Raw genomic sequence first — 19,300 nt, 5'->3', positions numbered from 1 at the left:
CGCCGCTTGCCACTCCTTCATGTACCCGCATGCCACCTCCTGAAGTCTCCGCATCACGACAACTCCGTGTCCTGGTCACACGGCGACCCTCAAGTCCCGAACGCCAACACCATCGAGGTCGACGATTCGGGCCTCGTCGGAAGGCCACTCGCCGCCCGCTAGCGTCGCCAGCGCGACTCGGCCCACAGTGGTCAGTTCGGTGGAAGCGCGCTGCCCCACCGCCACCGGACTCGCGGCATGGACGAGGCCGGCGTGCGCGAGGTGATGAGCGGCGCTCTGATCACAGCAAGCCAGGCCGTCGATGAACAGGTCGGGCTCATGGCCACCGGTGATTTCGCCACGCCTGGCGGCGATGGCTCGAAGCAGGGCGAACTCACGCCGGGACAAGCACACACGTGCCGGCGCGGTTGTGGACACTGCGGTGCGCATCGCTCATCCTTTCGCTTACACAGGCCGGATACGCTCGCTATGGCGTGGCAGTGAGTTTTCGCCACCACGACGACGCATGGCAGAGGTTCTCCGTATTCCCGCGGACGACAGGTCGGGATACAGGCCGCAAGCAGGGGAAACGAGCCCCACGAGGCACAGTTCCCCACCAGCGGGGTGGCCGGTCGCCAGGGTTTCGACGAGGGCCCGGCCAGCATGCGCAGACGGGCCGTTCTTGCCGATCACGGATCAGGTGTCGGTGGATGGGCCCGCGGGATAGTGGCGCCACGGCTTGAGTTGGTCGCCGGGGAACGGGGCGTAGCCCGTCAGCCGGTCACGGAGCTGGGCCGTGGTAGAGGCGAGAGTGAGGTCGTGATCTCGAATCCACGTGTCGTTGTAGATGGTGTCGAGGTAGCGATCGCCTCCGTCAGGCGCTACGGCTACGACGTTGTGGTGAGGACCCAGTCGTTGGGCGACTGCCAGTGCGATGAAGACAGCGGCGCCTGACGAGCCGCCGAGCAGTAGGCCTTCGTTGCTCGCGAGCAGCCGGCAGGTGCTGAATGCTTCTGTGTCACCGCACCAGTAGGCCTCGTCGACGGTTGCGGGGTCGAAGTTGCCTGGGGTGAACGCGGAACCGAGACCGACCAGAAGATGGTGGTCCATGGGGCCGCCTATCGCGGTCGAGCCTCGGCCGTCCACCGCCACCATCCGGCAGTCGGGGTGGGTTTGTTTGATCCACCGACCTATTCCGGTGATCTGGCCGCAACTGCTGGTGGTGCATACGATGGTGTCGACCTCGCCGTCGAGGTCGTCGACGATTTCCGAGGCGGTCGCGCTGTGCGCGGCAGGGTTGGCCGGGTTGTCCCACTGATTGGGCACGTAAGCGCCCTCGACAGTCCGGCCGACGGCTTCGGCCGCCTGGATCCGCGGGATCTGGTACTTGCCGTGCTCGTCGGAATTATCGACGAGGACTGGTTCTGCGCCGTAGGCGGCGATGGTCCGCACGCTCGGCGCCGGCGTGCGGGGGTCGATCATGATCTTCGCCCGGATGCCGAGCGCGGAGCCGATCATCGCCAGCGCGATGCCCAGGTTGCCGGACGTGGCTTCGACAATGGCGCCGTCCTCGGTGAGGGCCCCCGAACGCAGTGCCGCACGGATCATGCCCAGGGCCGGCCGCGCCTTGACGCTCCCACCGGGGTTGAGGCATTCGAGCTTGACCCACACCGCCGCGTCGGTCGACTCGGTGAGCCGATGAAGACGCACCATCGGCGTGTTGCCGATGGCATCGAGGATGGTGTCGTAACGCATTGGCCCCCTTCCTTGTCACGAGCGGTCTCGAGGAGGAAACGCCTCGCGGGTGCGCAATACGCCGATCAGGACGGCGCAGGCGAGCCCATCGCCGACGAGCAACAGCCAGGGCAGCCACGGCATGTCCAGCCAGATGCTCAGATCGGTGACGTAACCGACGGCGGTGTTGCCGATCGCGCCGGCCATCCCGGCGGCCATGGCGTAGGCACCGAGATACGTGCCGGTCAGCTCGCTACACCCGAATGCCGGAGCGAGATCCAGGACAAACGGCTGCGCCACGGCAACGCCAAGGGTCAACACGATCGTTGCCGCTATCACCGGGGCGACCGCAGGCAAGGACAGCAGCACGGCCGCTGTCCCGCGGTCGTGGGCGCCGGCGGCGGTCGGCTGCAAAGAGCCGGTGACAGCGAGCGGGGCGAAGGCCAGGCCGCACAGTGTCAGCCCGACGCCAATGGCCGTTGTCGGCTCCCAGTGCCGCTGGCACCAGTTGGTGACACGAATCTGCAGGCCAAGGGTGACAAGGGTGGAGGCGATGAACAGCACCGCGACCGTGCTGTCCACTCCGGACACACGGCTGGCCTCCAGCGGCAGCGTCAGGTAGAGCTGGCTGTACAGCACGAACACGCCGGACGTGGCGCAGATGAAGAGCAGGAAGCGCCGATTGGTGCTCAGTTCTCGCCAATCCACCAGCACTGACTGCCCCGAGGGTCGCGGTGCACGAGCGGGCAGCACGACAACCTGGGCAGTGGTCAGCAGAGCGAAGACAGCTGCCGCCGTGATCGCCACGGCGGGGAACTCCACTGCGAGCAGCACGCCGCCCAGCAGCGGGCCGAGCAGCGCTCCGGCCTCGCCGGCGACGTTGAGCAATGCGAACGCCCGCAGCCGCTGGTCGCCGGACTCGTGCGCCAGGTATGCCCGCGCGGCCGGGCTGAACATCGCGCCCGCGACACCGGTCACGAGTGTCGCGGCGAACAGCCCGGGCAGGCTGTCCACGAACGCGAACGCCGCGAATCCGACTGTTCGAAGCGCACATCCGACGATGATCACCGGTCGGCAGCCGATGCGATCCGCCGCAGACCCACCGAACAGGGTGAGCCCTTGCTGGCTGAGACTGCGCGCGCCGATGACCGCCCCGATGACGCCCGTCGACAGGTGCAGGTTCTCCCGTAGATGCGTGGCCAGATACGGAATCAGCAGATAGAAGCCGAGGTTGACGCCGAACTGGTTCAGCAGCAACAACTGCGCGGTGCGGGACAGCGACCGGACGGATCGGCTCGCGCTCAGCACCGTCTCGCCTCGCCGCGCTCCGGCCGGGTGAGCGGATCCACCACACGTCGGCAACGCGTCCAGGAGGTGACTTCGCGGGCCGAAGGGTCGGGTATCTCGTCCGGCTGGGCGGCCGGTGGCGCGTCGAGCAGCCCATGGCGCCCGCAGTAGTCGTCGTTGTAGACGGTGTCGAAATAGCGCATCGGACCATCCGGGAAGATCGCCACCACCCGCAGATCCAGTGGCTGTGTCCGGGCGATCCACCCCGCAACGAGGGCCACCGCGCCGACACTCCAGCCGCCGCAGACGTACCGAGCGCCGGCCAGCTGCCGGCACGACCACACCGCCTCGGCCGGCGCGACCCAGTGCACCTCGTCGAAGCTGGCGTAGTCCACGTTGCGTGGATAGACACTCGACCCGAGGCCGCGCATCAGGCGCCGCCAGGCGGGCTGGCCGAAGATCGTCGATCCCACCGTGTCCACACCGACCAACCGCAGATGCGGGAAGTATGTCCGAAGCACCCGGGTGACGCCGGCGGAGTGACCACCCGTGCCGACCGAACACACCAGCACGTCGATCCGGCCGAGCTGCGCCACCAATTCCCAGGCGAGGGTCGCGTACCCCGCGGCGTGGTCGGGATTGTCGTACTGGTCCGGGTTGTACGCGCCCGGGCACGCGGCCATCAGTTCCCGCACCCGGTCGCGCCGAGCCCGTTGCCATCCCCCGACCGGACAGGGCTCGCGAACCACCTCCACCCGCACACCCAGAGCGCCGAGCATGCGCCGAACGATCGGCTCCATTTCGGCATCCGTCACGACCGTCACCGGGTGACCGAAGGCGATTCCCGCCAACCCCAGGCCCAGGCCGAACGAACCGCTACTCGACTCGATGATCATCGAGCCGGGCGCGAGGTCACCACGCTCACGCGCACGTGCGATCATGTGCAGGGCGGGCCGGTCTTTCATCCCACCGGGATTGACCCCCTCCAGCTTTGCCCAGAACCCTCGTTTGTCCGACGTGAACGGGGTGTCGATCCACAGTACCGGCGTGTTTCCCACGGTCGAGGCGAGATCCGCGCACCTGGCCGCCCCCGGTGGACGCCCCGGCAATCCGTTCAACGTCCGAAACCCTTTCTGGACAAGCACAAGCGCGCTTGTCCAGCAGTGGACACTGTCATGACCATGGCACGCCCTTTCCGCATACCCGCACGTAAAATTCCCCGGCGGCGGGTCCCCCTGGCACCCGCCGGCGGGATGAGACCACAACTGGATACGTGTCAGCTTGTCCCGCACCGGCACCGAGTTTTCGCGAACGCGGCGACCGTGTGGAGAAGTTTCCCGTATCCCTGCCCGATGACCGTGGGGGATACAGGCCATGAACAGCGAGAACGGCTCGAGAAAGGCACAGGGCTTCGCGGCCGCGCTGCGGCGGCTGCGTCACACGCAAGGACTGTCACTGTCCCAGTTGTCCGGGCTCACGCATTACAGCCGGGGCTATCTCAGCAATGTGGAGAACGGTCACAAGCCGGCGACGACGGACCTTGCCCGCCGATTGGACGACGTGCTGCGGGCACAAGGCGCGCTGGCAGGCCTGGTGGCGCCGGCCGAGGACACGCCCCCGTGCCCGTACCCGGGGCTCGCGGCGTTCGGCCCCGAGGACGCCCGATGGTTCTTCGGCCGGGCGCGAAGCACGGCGGCCCTGGTCGGCCGGGTCACCGAGTGCGTAGACCGTGATCAGCCGCTGATCGTGTTCGGCGCATCCGGGGTGGGCAAGTCCTCGCTGTTGTCCGCCGGCCTGATTCCCGCGCTGGCCGCCGGCGCCCTGCCGGCGGCGGGTTCGGCCGGCTGGCCGGTGCTGGTGATGACCCCGACCGCGCACCCGACGGCCGCGCTGGCCGAGCACGCGGCCCCGCTGCTGGGGATACCCGCCGGCGTTTACTGATGATTACCACTCTACGGATCCATATTAAGGCCACATCCAGTTTGTAACCAGGAGGACGATACAAGCTAGTGCGCTCGATTACCATTAACCTCGACCCACTTTCCAAGGACCATGCGCCTGGGTCGAGTATTTGAAGATCCAGCTCGGGACCGTATGCCCCAACGACCCAGGCATACGGAGTCATCACGCCGGGCGGTGGGGTTCGACGCTGCGGATGACGCTCGGGCCCGGCGAGGGCCGCCTCGTGCTGATCGTCGATCAGTTCGAGGAGGTCTTCACACTGTGCGAGACCGACAGCGAGCACCGGGCGTTCATCGGGGCGCTGTGTGACGCGTCCCGTCCCGACGACGGCGGTCAGCGGGCAGCCGCGCTGGTGGTGGTCGGCGTACGTGCCGACTTCTACAGCCATTGCCTGACCCATGCCGAGCTGCTCGGCGCGGTCCAGGACAACCAGTTCGCCGTCACCGCGATGAACCGAGCGGAACTCATCGAGGCGATCAGCGGTCCGGCGCGAGCCGCCAAACTCGAACTCGAACCCGGCCTGGTCGAGATTCTGCTGCGCGACCTGGGCATCGAGCACGGCGCCGACCATGAACACGCCACCTACGAATCGCGCGTCCTGCCGCTGCTGTCCCATGCGCTGCTGGCCACCTGGCAGCAGCGGGAGGGCAACCGCCTGACGGTGGCCGGCTACCAGCTCACCGGCGGTATCCATGGTGCGGTCGCCACCACCGCCGAACGCGTCTACACCAGCCTGGACGCCACCGCACGGCGGGAAGCCCGGCACCTGCTGCTGCGTCTGGTGCGAGTCGGCGAAGACAGCGAGCACAGCGGCCGCCGCATCGAACGTGACCGCCTGCTGAGCCAGTCGTCGAATCAAGCCGCGTCCGCCGTCGCCATGGAGGCGCTCGTCGCGGCCCGGCTGCTCACGCTGGACCGCGATTCCGTGGAGATCACCCATGAAGCCCTGCTGCGCGCCTGGCCGAGACTGCGCAGCTGGATCGACAACGACCGCGCCTGGTTGCTCAGCCGCCAACGGCTCATCGACGCCGCCGAGGCCTGGGACCGCGAAGGCCGGCACCCGGCCACCCTCTACCGAGGCCCGCGCCTCGCCGCCGTGCGCGAGTCGGTGCAGGAGGCAGGCTCCGGCGGCGGTGTGCCCCCACTGGCTCGCCAGTTCCTCGACGCCTCGATCCAACTCGAGCAGGACGAACAGCAGGCCGCTCGCCACCGCACCCGCCGCCTTCGCCGACTCGTCGCCGGTCTCACCGTCCTGTTCCTTCTCGCGGCCGCGGCGACCATGTACGCGGTACGCGCCCGGGAAGACGCCGTCGAGCAACGGAACCTGGCCATCTCTGGCAAGGTGGCCAGCGAGGCCACCGGTCTACGGGCCGCCAACCCCGCTCTTGGGGAGCAGCTCAGTCTGGCCGCCTATCGCCTCATGCCCACGGTGGAGACCAGGAGCAGCCTGCTGAGTTCCTGGGCCGCGCCACGGGCCACGGTCGTGACGAGCGGAGCGGATCTCACGGACGCAGTCGCCCTCAGCCCGGACGGTCGAACACTCACCACGACGACTCGAAGTGGCTTCAGCCTGTGGGATCTCAGTGACTCGTGGCAGCCGAGCCCCCTGGCCGCGACGAGAGACGTGACCAGAAGGACCGATGACATCGTCGGCTCGGCGGCGTTCAGCCCGGCCGGGAATCTGCTGGCCACGGGCAGCACGGACGGGACGGTTCGGCTGTGGGACGTGGCGGACCGGCACGAACCGCGTGACCTCAGCACCATTCCCAACCACACGGATGCCGTGGGGTCGATTGCTTTCGCGCCGAACGGAGCCGTGCTGGCCACCGTGGACCGCGACCGCGAGGTTCAGCTGTGGGATCTCAGCGATCCGCAACAGCCCAGGCCTTCCGGTCGGACGAGCGGGCATTCCGACGCCCGCGCGGTCGCCTTCAGCCCTCGAGGCGACACGGTGGCGACCGTGGGCTATGACCGGACGGTTCGGCTGTGGGACGTGGCCGACCGGTCCAGTCCTCGGCTGGTCGGCTCTCTCGCCGGGAACGGGCAACTCGGCGCCGAGTTCAGTTCGGACGGACGGCTGCTGGTCACCGCCGGTCAGGACCGCACCGTGCGGCTCTGGGATGTGACCGATCCACGTCACGCCGGCCTGGCCGCCACTGTGCCGGGACCGGAGGGCATGGTCGGGACCGTGGCGTTGAGCCCGGACGGCCACATGCTCGCCACGGCGGGCGACGATCGCATGATCCGGCTGTGGGACGTGACCGATCCGTACCAACCTGGCTCCGTCGCGGTGCTGACCGGCCACACCGACGCGATCACATCACTGGTGTTCAGCCGGGACGGAAGTGCCCTGGCCTCGGCCAGTGCCGACAACACGGCCCGGCTGTGGGAGGTCACCGGTCCCGCCCTCGCCGACCACGCGGACGCCGTCTATGCTGCCGCGTTCAGCCCGGACGGCCGGGTGCTGGCCACCACGGGTGACGATCGCTCGCTACGCCTGCGGGACGTCTCGGACCCTCGTCGGCCGACCCTGTTGTCCGCGACGCCGACCGGCCACTCCCACACGGTTCGCTCGTTGGCCTACAGCCCCAACGGCCGGATGCTGGCCACCGCGAGCTGGGACAGGACTGTCCGCCTGTGGGACGTGGCCGACCCGCGCCGACCAAGCCTGTCAGCGACCGTGTCCGGCCACGACGGCAAGATCCGCTGGGTGGCGTTCAGCCCGGACGGCCAGATTCTGGCCACGGCGAGCGACGACCACACCGTCCGGCTCTGGGACGTCAGGAACGCACACGCGCCCGCGCTGCTGAGCACGGTGGCGGGGCACACCGAAACCGTTCGTGTCGTGACCTTCAGCCCCGACGGCCATCTGCTGGCCACCGCGAGCTGGGACAAGACCGCCCGCCTGTGGGACGTCAGGAACCCGCGCAAGCCGACGCTCGTCGGCACGGTCGGCGGCCTGGACCAACCGGTGCGATCGATCGTGTTCTCACCGAACGGGGACGTCGTCGCCACGGCGACGTGGGACGGCGTGATCCGGCTCTGGGACGTCAGGGACCCGCAGCAGCCCCGGTCGCTGCCGTCCCTGACCGGACACAGCGGCATGGTCTTCGGCACTGCCTTCAGTCCGGACGGCGACACCCTTGCCTCCACCGGCGTCGACGGGACCGTCCGGCTGTGGGACGTCACCGACCCCGAGCATCCCAGCGCGACGGCCGTCTTGTCGCCCGAACACCTCACCGCGGTTTTCGCCGTGGCGTTCAGTCCGGACGGCCACACCATCGCCACAGTCGCCCACGACCACACGACCCGATTGTGGGAAACCGACACCGACCTGGTGGCGGAGCACATTTGCGACGTCACGCGGAACCCTGTCTCGAACGACGAGTGGGATCGCTACTTCGGCGACGCTCCCTACAACCCGCCCTGCGCCTAGGTGACATGCCGGCCCCGTCCGGGCCGGCCACACCTCCGGACCCGTACCGGTGTAGGTAACTTCGCGGATGTTCCGTCACGCGCTCCGACGCACGCTTGTCGCGTTCCTTTCCGAACATTGCGCGAATCTGCCGACTTCTGGTTCAGGGAGCTCACGTGGCGGGCAAGTCTGTCGAGACCTTGACGGCCGATCTGGCCGAACCGTCGACCATCCGGTGCGGTACCGACGCCGAGGGGCTCCTCGCGGAGGTGCTGGCCGACGTCGTGCGCGTCGAGCACGTGCCGGTCGACAGCCACTTCTTCGACGATCTCGGCGCCGACTCGTTGGTGATGGCCCATTTCTGTGCCCGGGTCAGGAAGCGGGCGGACCTGCCGTCGGTGTCGATGAAGGACGTCTACCACCACCCCACGATCGCCAGCCTGGCCGCGGCGCTCGCACCCCCGAGCGACACACCCGTCGAGCCGGCCCAGGCACCCGTCGAGGTGGGGCCGCCGGCGAGCACGCGGCAGTACGTCCTCTGCGGAACGCTGCAGGTTCTACTCCTGCTCGGGTACACCTATCTCGTCGCGCTCGGCTTCGACCAAGCCATCGAGTGGGTTGCCGCCAGCGGAAACCTGCTCGACGACTATCTGCGCATGGTGCTGGTCGGGGGCGCGATCTTCTTCGCCGCGTGCACCCTCCCGATCGCGGCGAAATGGGCGCTCATCGGTCGGTGGAAGCGCCGGCGGATCCGCGTCTGGAGCCTGACCTACCTCCGGTTCTGGCTGGTCAAGACGCTGGTCACGCTGAACCCACTGGTCCTGTTCGCCGGTTCGCCGCTCTATGTGCTCTACCTGAGAGCACTGGGTGCGCGGGTCGGCCGCGGCGTCGTGGTCCTCTCGCGGCATGCGCCCGTGTGTACCGACCTGCTCACCATCGGCGACGGCACGGTCATCCGCAAGGACACCTACCTCACCGGCTATCGGGCCCGCGCCGGCTGGATCCAGACGGGCGCGATCACCGTCGGGCGGGACGCGTTCGTCGGTGAGAAGGCGGTGCTCGACATCGAGACCTCGATCGGCGACGGGGCCCAGCTAGGCCATGTCTCCTCGCTCCACACGGGACAGGGCATACCCCAGGGCGAGCGCTGGCACGGCTCCCCCGCGCAGCCGACCGAAGCGAACTACCAGGCAGCCGCACCGGTCGACTGTGGCATTGGGAGAAGGGCCGTATACACCGTTGTGCAGCTGGCGAGCGCGCTGTTGCTGTACCTGCCGCTGATGCTGGGCGCTACGGACCTGCTGTTCGAGGAGGTCCCGGGGCTCGCGCCACTGTTCGATTCAGGGTCGACGGCCTTCACGAGTTGGTCGTTCGTCGGCGTCGCGCTGGTGACATCCCTCGTGCTCTTCTTCGGTTCCGCGCTCCTCGGCCTCCTCGTCGTGGTCACCCTCCCCCGCCTGCTCAATCTCGTCATCGAGCCGGACAAGGTCCATCGCCTGTACGGATTCCGTTATTCGGCCCACCGGGCGATCGTCGGCCTGACCAACAGGAGGTTCTTCGTCGAGCTCTTCGGCGACAGTTCCTACATCGTCCACTACCTGCGTTGCCTCGGCTACCGTCTCTCCCCCGTGGTGCAGACCGGGTCCAACTTCGGCTCGCAGGTCAAGCACGAGAACCCCTACCTGAGCTCCGTCGGCAGTGGAACGGTCATCGCCAGTGGGCTGTCGATCGCCAATGCGGACTACTCCAGCACGTCCTTCCGCGTGTCCCGGGCGTCGATCGGCCCGAACAACTTCCTCGGGAACGACATCGTCTATCCCGCGCGGGGCCGGACGGGCGACAACTGTCTACTCGCGACCAAGGTCCTCGTCCCGATCGACGGGGAGATCCGGGAGGGCGTCGGGCTCCTGGGGTCGCCCAGCTTCGAGATCCCGCGCACGGTCGACCGCGACGCCAGGCTCAACCACCTCGCCGCCGGCGACGAGTCCCGCCGCCAGCTCGCGGCCAAGAACAGGCACAACCTCCGCACCATGGGGTACTGGCTGCTGGCTCGGTGGGGCTACACCTTCGGGCTCACGTTGGCCGGCTTCCTCGCCGCGAGCCTGCGCCCCTCGTTCGGCGCGTCGGCGATCGCGCTGTCCGAAGTGCTCCTGCTCCTGTTCACCCTGGTCTACGTCGCGATGGTGGAGCGCGCGTCCACGGGATTCCGGGGAATGCGGCCGAAGTACTGCTCGATCTATCACATCGACTTCTGGCGGTCGGAGCGCTTCTTCAAGATGCAGACGGGGCCGGGGCTGCAGGCGGCCTTCATCGGCACGCCGCTCCAGTCGTGGTTCTGGCGCATGGTGGGCGTCCGGCTCGGCCGGCGGCTCTTCGACGACGGCTGCGGCATGTCCGAGAAGAACATGGTGACGATCGGCGACGACGTCACCCTCAACGCCGGCTCGTTCATCCAGTGCCACTCGCAGGAGGACTACGTCTTCAAGTCCGACCGCACCACCGTCGGATCCGGCTGCACCATCGGGGTCGGCGCCCTTGTCCACTACGGCGTGACGATGGGCGACGGCGCGGTGCTCGCCCCCGACTCCTTCCTGATGAAGGGCGAGGAAGTCCCGCCACACGCCCGCTGGGGCGGAAACCCGGCCCGCGAGATGCCCGACGCCACGGCCGATTCCCAGGTCCACCGGGACAGCGACGACAGCGTCGGCGCCGCTCTGGCCGGCGACAAGTAGCACCAGCTGAGGAGGAACTCGATGGACACGTCAGCGGAGTTCTGGCGCGGTGTGCTCCGCGCCGGCGGATCCACCACGATTCCGCGGTGGACCCTCGATCCGACGCCGGGGGTTGCCGCGCATGGCTCGGTTGTTCCCGACGACGTCACGACTGCGTTGTGCCGGCTGGCGGACGAGTGGGCAGTGTCGTTGGAATCGGCGTTGCTGGCGGCTCACGCCAAGGTGCTTTCCGCGCTGTCCGGCGAACGCGAGGTCGTGACCGGCCACGTCCCCACGACGGGCGGCCGACCGCTGCCCTGCCGGCTGACGACCGAGCCCGACTCGTGGCGGGCCGTGGTGCGTGACGTCCATCGCGTCGAGTCGGAACTGCTGTCGCACAGCGACTTTCCGGTCGACGAGCTCGGTCGCGAGTTGGGCGTGGCCGGGCCGCCGTTCGAGGTGGTGTTCGATCCGGCCGGCATCGGCGGTGATCTCGCCGAGGAAACCGTGCTGTGGGTGGGAATCTCGCGGTGCGGCGGTCAACTCGAGCTGCGGCTGCGGTACCGGACCGACGTGCTCGACGCCGACCACGCCGCCAGAATCGCCGGCTACCACCACCGCGCACTCGCGCTGCTCGCCGCCGATCCGGACGCCGAGCACCGCCGGCAGAGCCTGCTGTCCGCCGAGGAACTCCGCTTCCAACTCGACGGGCTCGCCGGGACTCGCCGGGACCTGCCCAACCGCCGCGTGCACGAGCTATTCGAGCAGCGGGTGCGGATGCACCCCGACGCGATCGCGGCCGTGCACGGCGACCGGCAGTGGACCTACCGGCAGCTCAATGCCCGTGCCAACCGGCTGGGACGCGCCCTGCTGGCGCGCGGCCTGCGCCGTGAGGGCGTCGTCGCGGTGGTGACCGAACGCAACCTGGACTGGATGGCCGCCGTCATCGCGATCTTCAAGGCCGGCGGCGTGTACCTGCCCATCGAGCCGCGTTTCCCGGCCGGTCGCATCGCGACCGCGCTCTCCCTTGCCGAGTGCGGCCTCGTGCTGACCGAACGCGGCAGCACCACCACGCTCGACGCGGCCCTCGACACCCTGCCCGGCGTTCGGAAACTCCACATCGACACGGCGTACGAGGAGGATCACGCCGGCGGCGATCTCGGCGTCAGCGTCGCGGCGGACCAGCTCGCCTACGTCCTGTTCACCTCGGGCTCCACGGGCACGCCCAAGGGTGTGATGTGCGAGCACGCGGGCATGCTCAACCACATCCACGCCAAGATCGCCGATCTGGAGATCGGCGAGGGTGCGGTCGTCCCCCAGACCGGACCCCAGTGCTTCGACATCTCGGTGTGGCAACTGGTCGCCGCGCTTCTGGTCGGCGGGCGGACCCTGCTGGTCGAGCAGGAGGTGATCCTGGACGTCGAGCGGTTCGTCGACACGATCGTCGACGGCCGGGCCGCCGTGCTCCAGGTCGTGCCGTCCTATCTGGACATCGTACTGTCCTATCTGGAGCAGCACCCTCGTGAACTGCCGGACCTGCATACGGTGTCGCCCACCGGTGACTTCCTGAAGATGGAACTCGTGCGCCGCTGGTTCGCCGCGCAGCCCGGGATCAAGCTGGTCAACACGTACGGGCTGACCGAGACCTCGGACGACGCCGTCCACGAGGTCATGGACCGGGCACCGGACCGGGACCAGGTCCCGCTCGGTCGTCCCATCGACAACGTCGGTGTCCACGTCGTCGACGAACACCTGTCACCGGTGCCGCTGGGCGCGCCCGGCGTGATCGTCTTCTCCGGGGTCTGCGTCGGCCGCGGGTATGTCAACGATCCCGAGCGCAGCCGCGGGGTCTTCATGGCCGACCCGCATCGCCCGGGCCGGCGCGTCTGTCGCAGTGGCGACTACGGCCGCTGGCTGGCCGACGGAAAGCTGGAGTTCCTCGGCCGCAGGGACAACCAGGTCAAGATCTCCGGTTTCCGGATCGAGATCGGCGAGGTCGAGAACGCCCTGTCGCGGGTGCCCGGTGTCCGGGACGGCGCGGTGGTGGTCGCGCAGCCGTCGGACCGGAGCAGGCGCCTGGTGGCCTTCTACTCCGGGCGGCGGCCGCTGGCGGCCGACGTCCTGCGGGACCGGATGACGGAATCGCTGCCCGGGTACATGGTCCCGTCGGCCTTCCACTGGCGGGAAAATCTGCCGCTGACCCCCAACGGCAAGATCGACAGAACGACGCTGACGGCACTCGCCGGCGACGACGACACAGAGCGGAAACCCCAGGCGCCGAGCACGCGGACCGAGCAGCGGCTGGCGGCCGCATGGTCGGAGGTGCTCGGTGTGCACGCCGACCAGATCGGCCGGTGGGACCACTTCTTCGACCGGGGCGGCACGTCGCTGTCGGCGGTGAAGCTGGCGATCGCCCTCGACCGCGCGGTGTCCCCCGCTGACCTCAGCCGGCACCCGATCCTCGCCGATCTGGCCGGACTGGTCGACGGCAGGTCCACCGCGCACCGTCCGACCGAGGCGGCGCAGGCCGTCCCGCTGGCTTCCTCGTGAACACCAACCCCTAGATCCGAGAGGCCCCGCCGGTGCCTGGAGCGGTTGCCGGCAAGCGAAGGCACCGGCCCCGAAGGGCCCGAGCCCCGCGCGGCACGCGCGGCAAAAGCACAGCAACCGAAGGGAACCCGAGATGTCCTCGTCACCGGCAGCGCTGCTCGACGTCGACCTACAGCCCGGCAAACCACCGATACTGCGCGCCGAGGCCATCGGCGACGCCCCGAACTGGACGGCCGAGCATCGGAACGCGCTGCGCGCCACCGTCGCCGAGCACGGTTCGGTCCTGGTCCGCGGCCTTTCACTGCGCGACGAGGCCGAGATCGGCGCCGTCTTTCGGCGCATGGCCACCGGCCTGATGACCGAGCGGGAGTCCTTCGCGCCGCGGCGGCCCTACTCCGACGGCGTGTACTCGGCATCGAAGTGGCCGCCGAACCAGCAGATGTGCATGCACCACGAAATGAGCTACACGCTGGACTTCCCCGGCCTGGTGCTGTTCGCGTGCCTGCGCGCGCCGGCCGTCGGCGGGGCGACCGCGATGGCCGACTCACCGATCGTGCTCGACGCGCTGCCCACCGAGCTGGTCGAGCGGTTCGAGGGGGAGGGCTGGCTGCTCACCCGCAACTACAATGACGAGATCGGCGCGTCCCTGGCGCAGGCCTTCGGCACCGACGACCGCGCGGCCGTCGAGAACTACTGCCGCGCCAACGCGATCGAGTTCGAGTGGCGACCAGACGGTGGACTACGCACCCGGCAGCGCCGCAGCGCCATCGTGCATCACCCGGTCACCGGCCGGCGCTGCTGGTTCAACCAGATCGCATTCCTCAACGAGTGGACGCTGGCCCCCGAGGTGCGCGAGTACCTGGTCGACGTCTACGGCGCCGACGCGATGCCGTTCAACACCAGCTTCGGCGACGGCGACCCGATCGGCGAGGACGTCGTCCAGCTGCTCAACGAGGTCTACCAGGACAACACCGTACGCGAGTCGTGGCAGGCCGGCGACCTGCTGCTCGTCGACAACATCCGCACCGCGCACGGCAGGGAGCCCTTCGAGGGATCCCGCGAAGTGCTCGCGGCGATGGCCGACGCGGTGCGGCTGGCCGACTGCTCACCGACGGTCGAGGTGACCGCCGGATGAACCCCGTTCGTCCCACAGCAACGGAATCCAGCCCCGTACCGTCATTTGCGGTGATCTCCGGCGCCCAGGTCCGACACGTGCTGCAGGGACGCGAGAAGCAGATCGTGGAGTTGGTCGAGGACTCGTACCGGTTGCACAGCGCCGGTGATTCGGTGAACCCGCCGTCCTACTTCCTCCGCTTCCCCGACCGCCCGTGCTCCCGGATCATCGCCCTGCCCGCCTCGATCGGCGGGCGGGCAGGGGTGGACGGTCTGAAGTGGATCTCCAGTTTTCCGGAGAACGTGGCGGCCGGACTTCCGAGGGCCTCGGCCGTGCTGATCCTCAACGACCACGACACGGGCTACCCGTTCGCCTGTCTGGAAGGCTCGATCATCAGCGCCACCAGGACGGCCGCGTTGGCGGCGTCGGCGGCCGACTGGCTCAGCCGCGGCCGCGGGCGCCCGACGCGCGTCGGGTTCTTCGGGACGGGCCTGATCGCCCGCTACATCCACACCTACCTGGCGGCCACCGGCTGGTCCTTCGACGAGATCGGCGTGCACGACCTGTCCGCGGACAGTGCGGCCGGTTTCCGAAGCCACCTGGAGCGGTCGGGCGCCACGAGCCGGATCACCGTGCACCCCGACGCCGAGCAGTTGATCCGCGCCAGCGACCTGGTGGTCTTCGCGACCATCGCCGGTCGGCCGCATGTCGGCGACCCGTCGTGGTTCGACCACAATCCGTTGGTGCTGCACGTGTCGCTGCGCGACCTCGCGCCGGAGATCGTGCTCGCCTCGGCCAACATCGTCGACGACGTCGACCACTGTCTGAAGGCCGACACCTCACCGCACCTGGCCGAACAGCTCACCGGCAACCGGGACTTCCTGCACGGCACGTTGGACGACGTGATGGCCGGCCGGGTGGCGACACCGGCGGATCGGCCTTTGGTGTTCTCGCCCTTCGGTCTCGGCGTGCTCGACCTGGCGGTGGGCAAGCACGTCTACGACGAGGTGCACCGCTGCGGCGAGTTGCACGTCGTCGACGACTTCTTCCATGAACTGCGTCGGTATGGATGAGCGGCCGGTTCACGGGCCGCGGACGAGGGGGTCACAAGTGTCAGTCATATCCGTTCCCGAGGACTTCAACGAGGAGAGCCTCTACGTCGACCTTCGGTCGATCGTCGAGCGTTCGCTCTACCTGAAGTGCGAGGGCTTCAACTTCGCCGGCTCGATCAAGTTGAAGGCGGCGACCGAGATGGTGGCGGCCGCCGAGCGGGACGGACTCCTGCGGCCCGGCTCGGTCCTGGTCGAGTCCTCGTCCGGCAACCTGGGCGTCGCGCTGAGCATGATCGCGGCGAGCAAGGGTTACCGGTTCCTGTGCGTGACCGACTCCCGGTGCAACCTGTCGACCAGACGCATGATGGAGGCATTGGGCAGCCAGGTTCACGTCATCACTGAGCCGGATGCCGTCGGCGGTTTCCTCGGCGCGCGGATCGCCCATGTCCGCGCGCTGTGCGCCTCCGACGACCGGTACGTGTGGCTCGACCAGTACGCCAATCCGGGCAACTGGACAGCGCACTACCGCAGGACGGCGCCGGCGATCGCCCGCCAGTTCCCCGGGCTGGACGTGCTGTTCGTCGGCGCGGGCACCACGGGGACCCTGATGGGCTGCGCGCGCTACTTCCGGCAGTGGCGCCGACGGGTGCGAGTCGTCGCGGTGGACAGCGTCGGATCGGTGACCTTCGGCGGTGCACCGGCCCGCAGAATGATTCCCGGTCTGGGCACGAGCGTCCGCCCGCCGCTGCTCGACCAGTCCTATGTGGATGATGTGGTGCACGTCGAGGAGGCGGACACCATCCGCGCCTGTCATCGCCTGGCCAGAAACGGATTCCTGTTCGGCGGTTCCACCGGCACGGTGGTCAGCGGCGCCACGGAATGGCTGTCCCGGTACGACGCGTGCGGACTCACCGCGGTGGCCATCGCACCGGATCTCGGTGAGCGCTACCTCGACACCGTCTACCAGACCAATTGGCTGCAGGATCTCTACGGCGACGACGTGCTCGGTTCTGACGAGCTGACCGCGGGTTCGCGGTCGGCATGACGTGTGGAGGACGGCCACGTGGGTAGCGTGATCGGGTCGGTCGACCAAGCGGGGTGTGAGTGGCTGCAATACGACTACGGCTCCGCGGTGATAGCGAAGGAACGCCCGGCATCGTTCACCATGTGGCGATACCGGGAGCTGCTGCCGGTTCCCGACGGTCCGGTGCGGTACCCGATGCCGGTCGGCGGCACGCCGCTGCTGCCCGTGCCGGCTCTCAGAAAGACATTGGGCACGCCGCACCTGTGGATCAAAGACGAGACGCGGAACCCGAGTGCGTCCAACAAGGACCGTGCAACCGCACTCGTGATCGAGGACGGGCTGCGGCGCGGGGTGGGCACGATCACGACCGCCTCCACCGGCAACGCGGCCGTGGCCACCGCCTTCGGCGCCGCGGCCGCCGGGATGCGGGCCATCATCTTCGTGTCCACCGACTGCCGACCGGAGAAGCTCGCGCTCATGGCGCAGGCCGGCGCGTGGGTCTTCCGGGTGCCCGAGGGTTACGCGGCCGCCGTCGACCTCTCCCGGGCCGCCGCGGGCGCATTCGACTGGCTCGACCGCAACACCGGCGCCAACCCGTTCACCATCGAGGCGAAAAAGACGGTGGCGTTCGAGGTATGGGAACAGCTCGGCCGCCGGCTCCCGGACGCGATGATCGTCCCGGTCGGTGATGGTCCCACGTTGGTGGCGCTCGCCAAGGGCTTCGCCGAACTCGTCAGCTGTGGCCTCGCCGCGCGGCAACCGCGCCTGGTCGGCATACAAGCCGAGTGTTGCCAGCCGTTGGTGCGCGCCTGGTTCGGTGTGCCCGCCGGCCCAGCGGAGCTCAATCCCGCGGCAACGGCGGCCGACGGCATCGCGGTGGTGCGCCCGGCCATCGGCGACGCCGTGCTGGACGCGGTGCGCCGAACTGGCGGAGCGATGGTTGCGGTCACCGACAGCGCACTGCTGAGCGCGGTCGCGACGTTGGCCGGGCGGGCGGGGGTGGGGGCCGAACTGACTGGCAACAGGGTAGCCAGTCGACGGGTCATTTCCCGCGGTAATCTAGTTGCCGGTCATGCGCAAGCGATATAAGCTTTTGCATAGGCGCTTACAATCGTCGTCGCGGACCGTCCTTAACCTCCACCAGTTTCGAAAGGAATTTAAGTAGAGCCTGGCGCACAGACGATAATTTGTAAGAGGGAAGGGTATTCACCCTCATGAGCGCCGTACGTCGGACCACGGCCTGGTTGACCGGTCGGAACCATGGTTGTTCTGGTCACCGGCCGAGAGGTGAAGGCGGGCGATGTGCCGACCGGCCCGGGCCGGGTGGCGGTTGCCGAGGGGCTCGACGAGGTCGAACGGGCTCTGGCGGGTGAATGCTGATGGCGGCAGCCGGTCTGGCGGGTGGCCACACCGGCATCGGACCGGCTGCCGTGTTCGAGCACCACGCCCGGCGGTGGTGGTCTCCCTGTGAGTCGATCATGACATGAAGGTATCGGGAGACCACCTGCCGGTCAGACCTCCTTCTGCGCGTCGTCGGTCTACACGTGCACCGCCCGATATCCACCGACTGTGACGCCTCGTGCTGCCGGACGGCAAATCCCAGCATGCCGCGTCCACATCGCTGACGTGAGGGGCCAAATCGCGGAATCCTCACAATGTGACGTCAGTGTCGACAACACGCCAAGCATCGACTTCCGACGGGATCACGGCGTGAACTCGATGCAGCCCTCCAGCACGTCGTCGACGACATGCCGCAACTGACGGTCCACAGTGAACGCGTGTGCGCGCAGGCGCTGGTACGCCTGTGTCACGCCGATGCCCAGCTGGGCCGAGACGACAACGACCGCCTGACTCACCCGTGCCCACTGTTCGGACAACGGACCGGCGAGCAAGTAGTCCACATCGCTCCCACGCCACCCACGGTCGCTGTCGAGCAGCAATGCCGTGGCGTAGTCAGCGAAAAGTTGCCCGTCGACCAGCGCGGCCATGGGCAACATGCCCGGGTGGGCGCGGTACAGCTCGAGGACGCCGACCGTCACCTCGGCCGTGGTCAGTGGGAACGCGTACACGGCGCGCACGCCGAGTGCGCCCAGCATCGGGACCAGCACCGGCCACTGGTGCAGGCTGGCCCTGCTGGCCAGATCGGTCGACACCACCACGTCACCGTCCTCTAGCGCCTGCATGCCGGGACCGATGCCGACGGTGATCTCCAGTTCGATCGCGCGTTCGCTGATGGCGTCGGTCGCATAGATCGGCTCGCCCAGCCCGAGGTCGCCGATCGTGCACAGGCTCACCCCGGCAACGCCGAGCGCAGCCGAGCAGGCGCGGCAGACATGCTCGATCCCGATCGGCACGTTGTCGGCGCTGGCCAGCCTGCCGATCGCCGTGGCAATCGCCTGATCCCGATCGCTGGCCATGCCGCTCACCTCGAATGTCCGTCTCGGTGGTGCAGCTTCTCAGTCGCTCGCATCT

General features: G+C 68.6%; 13 protein-coding genes. 8 read left to right on the top strand and 5 right to left on the bottom strand.

The window, feature by feature from the left end:
• Positions 1–75: 75 nt before the first annotated feature.
• From KUTG_RS47960 to KUTG_RS47945, 4 genes are all read right to left on the bottom strand, one after another.
• Positions 76–429 carry a hypothetical protein gene (locus KUTG_RS47960; RefSeq protein ID WP_232241338.1) on the bottom strand — a complete coding sequence of 118 codons (354 nt, stop codon included), beginning with the start codon at positions 427–429 and terminating at the stop codon, positions 76–78.
• Positions 430–675: 246 nt separating this feature from the next.
• Positions 676–1,734, bottom strand: coding sequence for a PLP-dependent cysteine synthase family protein (locus KUTG_RS47955; RefSeq protein WP_052396305.1), 1,059 nt, complete (start codon positions 1,732–1,734; stop codon positions 676–678).
• A gap of 15 nt (positions 1,735–1,749) precedes the next feature.
• Positions 1,750–3,021, bottom strand: a complete 1,272-nt coding sequence (locus tag KUTG_RS47950) for an MFS transporter (RefSeq protein ID WP_198047606.1) — start codon at positions 3,019–3,021, stop codon at positions 1,750–1,752.
• A complete protein-coding gene (locus tag KUTG_RS47945; RefSeq protein WP_043733340.1) occupies positions 3,015–4,118 on the bottom strand; it encodes a PLP-dependent cysteine synthase family protein in 1,104 nt (367 codons plus the stop codon). The genes KUTG_RS47950 and KUTG_RS47945 overlap by 7 nt, the downstream gene beginning before the upstream one ends.
• A gap of 256 nt (positions 4,119–4,374) precedes the next feature.
• Between KUTG_RS47945 and KUTG_RS47940 the strand changes: the two genes are divergently transcribed.
• From KUTG_RS47940 to KUTG_RS47905, 8 genes are all read left to right on the top strand, one after another.
• Positions 4,375–4,941 (top strand): helix-turn-helix domain-containing protein, encoded by a 567-nt coding sequence (locus KUTG_RS47940; protein ID WP_043726621.1) that lies wholly within the window; start codon positions 4,375–4,377, stop codon positions 4,939–4,941.
• A gap of 130 nt (positions 4,942–5,071) precedes the next feature.
• Positions 5,072–8,398, top strand: a complete 3,327-nt coding sequence (locus KUTG_RS47935) for a WD40 repeat domain-containing protein (RefSeq protein ID WP_369794605.1) — start codon at positions 5,072–5,074, stop codon at positions 8,396–8,398.
• A gap of 155 nt (positions 8,399–8,553) precedes the next feature.
• The gene (locus KUTG_RS47930) at positions 8,554–11,109 is read left to right on the top strand and encodes a Pls/PosA family non-ribosomal peptide synthetase (RefSeq protein ID WP_084580705.1); all 2,556 of its coding nucleotides are present in this window, start codon (positions 8,554–8,556) and stop codon (positions 11,107–11,109) included.
• Positions 11,110–11,130: 21 nt separating this feature from the next.
• The gene (locus KUTG_RS47925; protein ID WP_052396302.1) at positions 11,131–13,638 is read left to right on the top strand and encodes a non-ribosomal peptide synthetase; all 2,508 of its coding nucleotides are present in this window, start codon (positions 11,131–11,133) and stop codon (positions 13,636–13,638) included.
• 133 nt (positions 13,639–13,771) lie between these two features.
• Entirely contained in the window at positions 13,772–14,773 is a 1,002-nt protein-coding gene (locus KUTG_RS47920) for a TauD/TfdA family dioxygenase (RefSeq protein WP_043726619.1), read from the top strand.
• Positions 14,770–15,825, top strand: coding sequence for a 2,3-diaminopropionate biosynthesis protein SbnB (sbnB, locus tag KUTG_RS47915; protein WP_043726616.1), 1,056 nt, complete (start codon positions 14,770–14,772; stop codon positions 15,823–15,825). Before KUTG_RS47920 ends, sbnB begins: the two co-directional genes overlap by 4 nt.
• A gap of 37 nt (positions 15,826–15,862) precedes the next feature.
• On the top strand, positions 15,863–16,849 hold the full coding sequence (gene sbnA / locus KUTG_RS47910) for a 2,3-diaminopropionate biosynthesis protein SbnA (protein ID WP_043726614.1): 987 nt from the start codon (positions 15,863–15,865) through the stop codon (positions 16,847–16,849).
• Positions 16,850–16,867: 18 nt separating this feature from the next.
• A complete protein-coding gene (locus KUTG_RS47905; RefSeq protein WP_232241337.1) occupies positions 16,868–17,917 on the top strand; it encodes a pyridoxal-phosphate dependent enzyme in 1,050 nt (349 codons plus the stop codon).
• Between the two features lie 614 nt (positions 17,918–18,531).
• Here the strand turns inward: KUTG_RS47905 and KUTG_RS47900 are convergent.
• The gene (locus KUTG_RS47900) at positions 18,532–19,245 is read right to left on the bottom strand and encodes a GAF domain-containing protein (RefSeq protein WP_157495316.1); all 714 of its coding nucleotides are present in this window, start codon (positions 19,243–19,245) and stop codon (positions 18,532–18,534) included.
• Between the last annotated feature and the right edge of the window lie 55 nt (positions 19,246–19,300).

Source organism: Kutzneria sp. 744 (genome assembly GCF_000568255.1).
Taxonomy (GTDB): Bacteria; Actinomycetota; Actinomycetes; order Mycobacteriales; family Pseudonocardiaceae; genus Kutzneria.
This window is presented reverse-complemented; position numbering and strand designations above follow the sequence as displayed.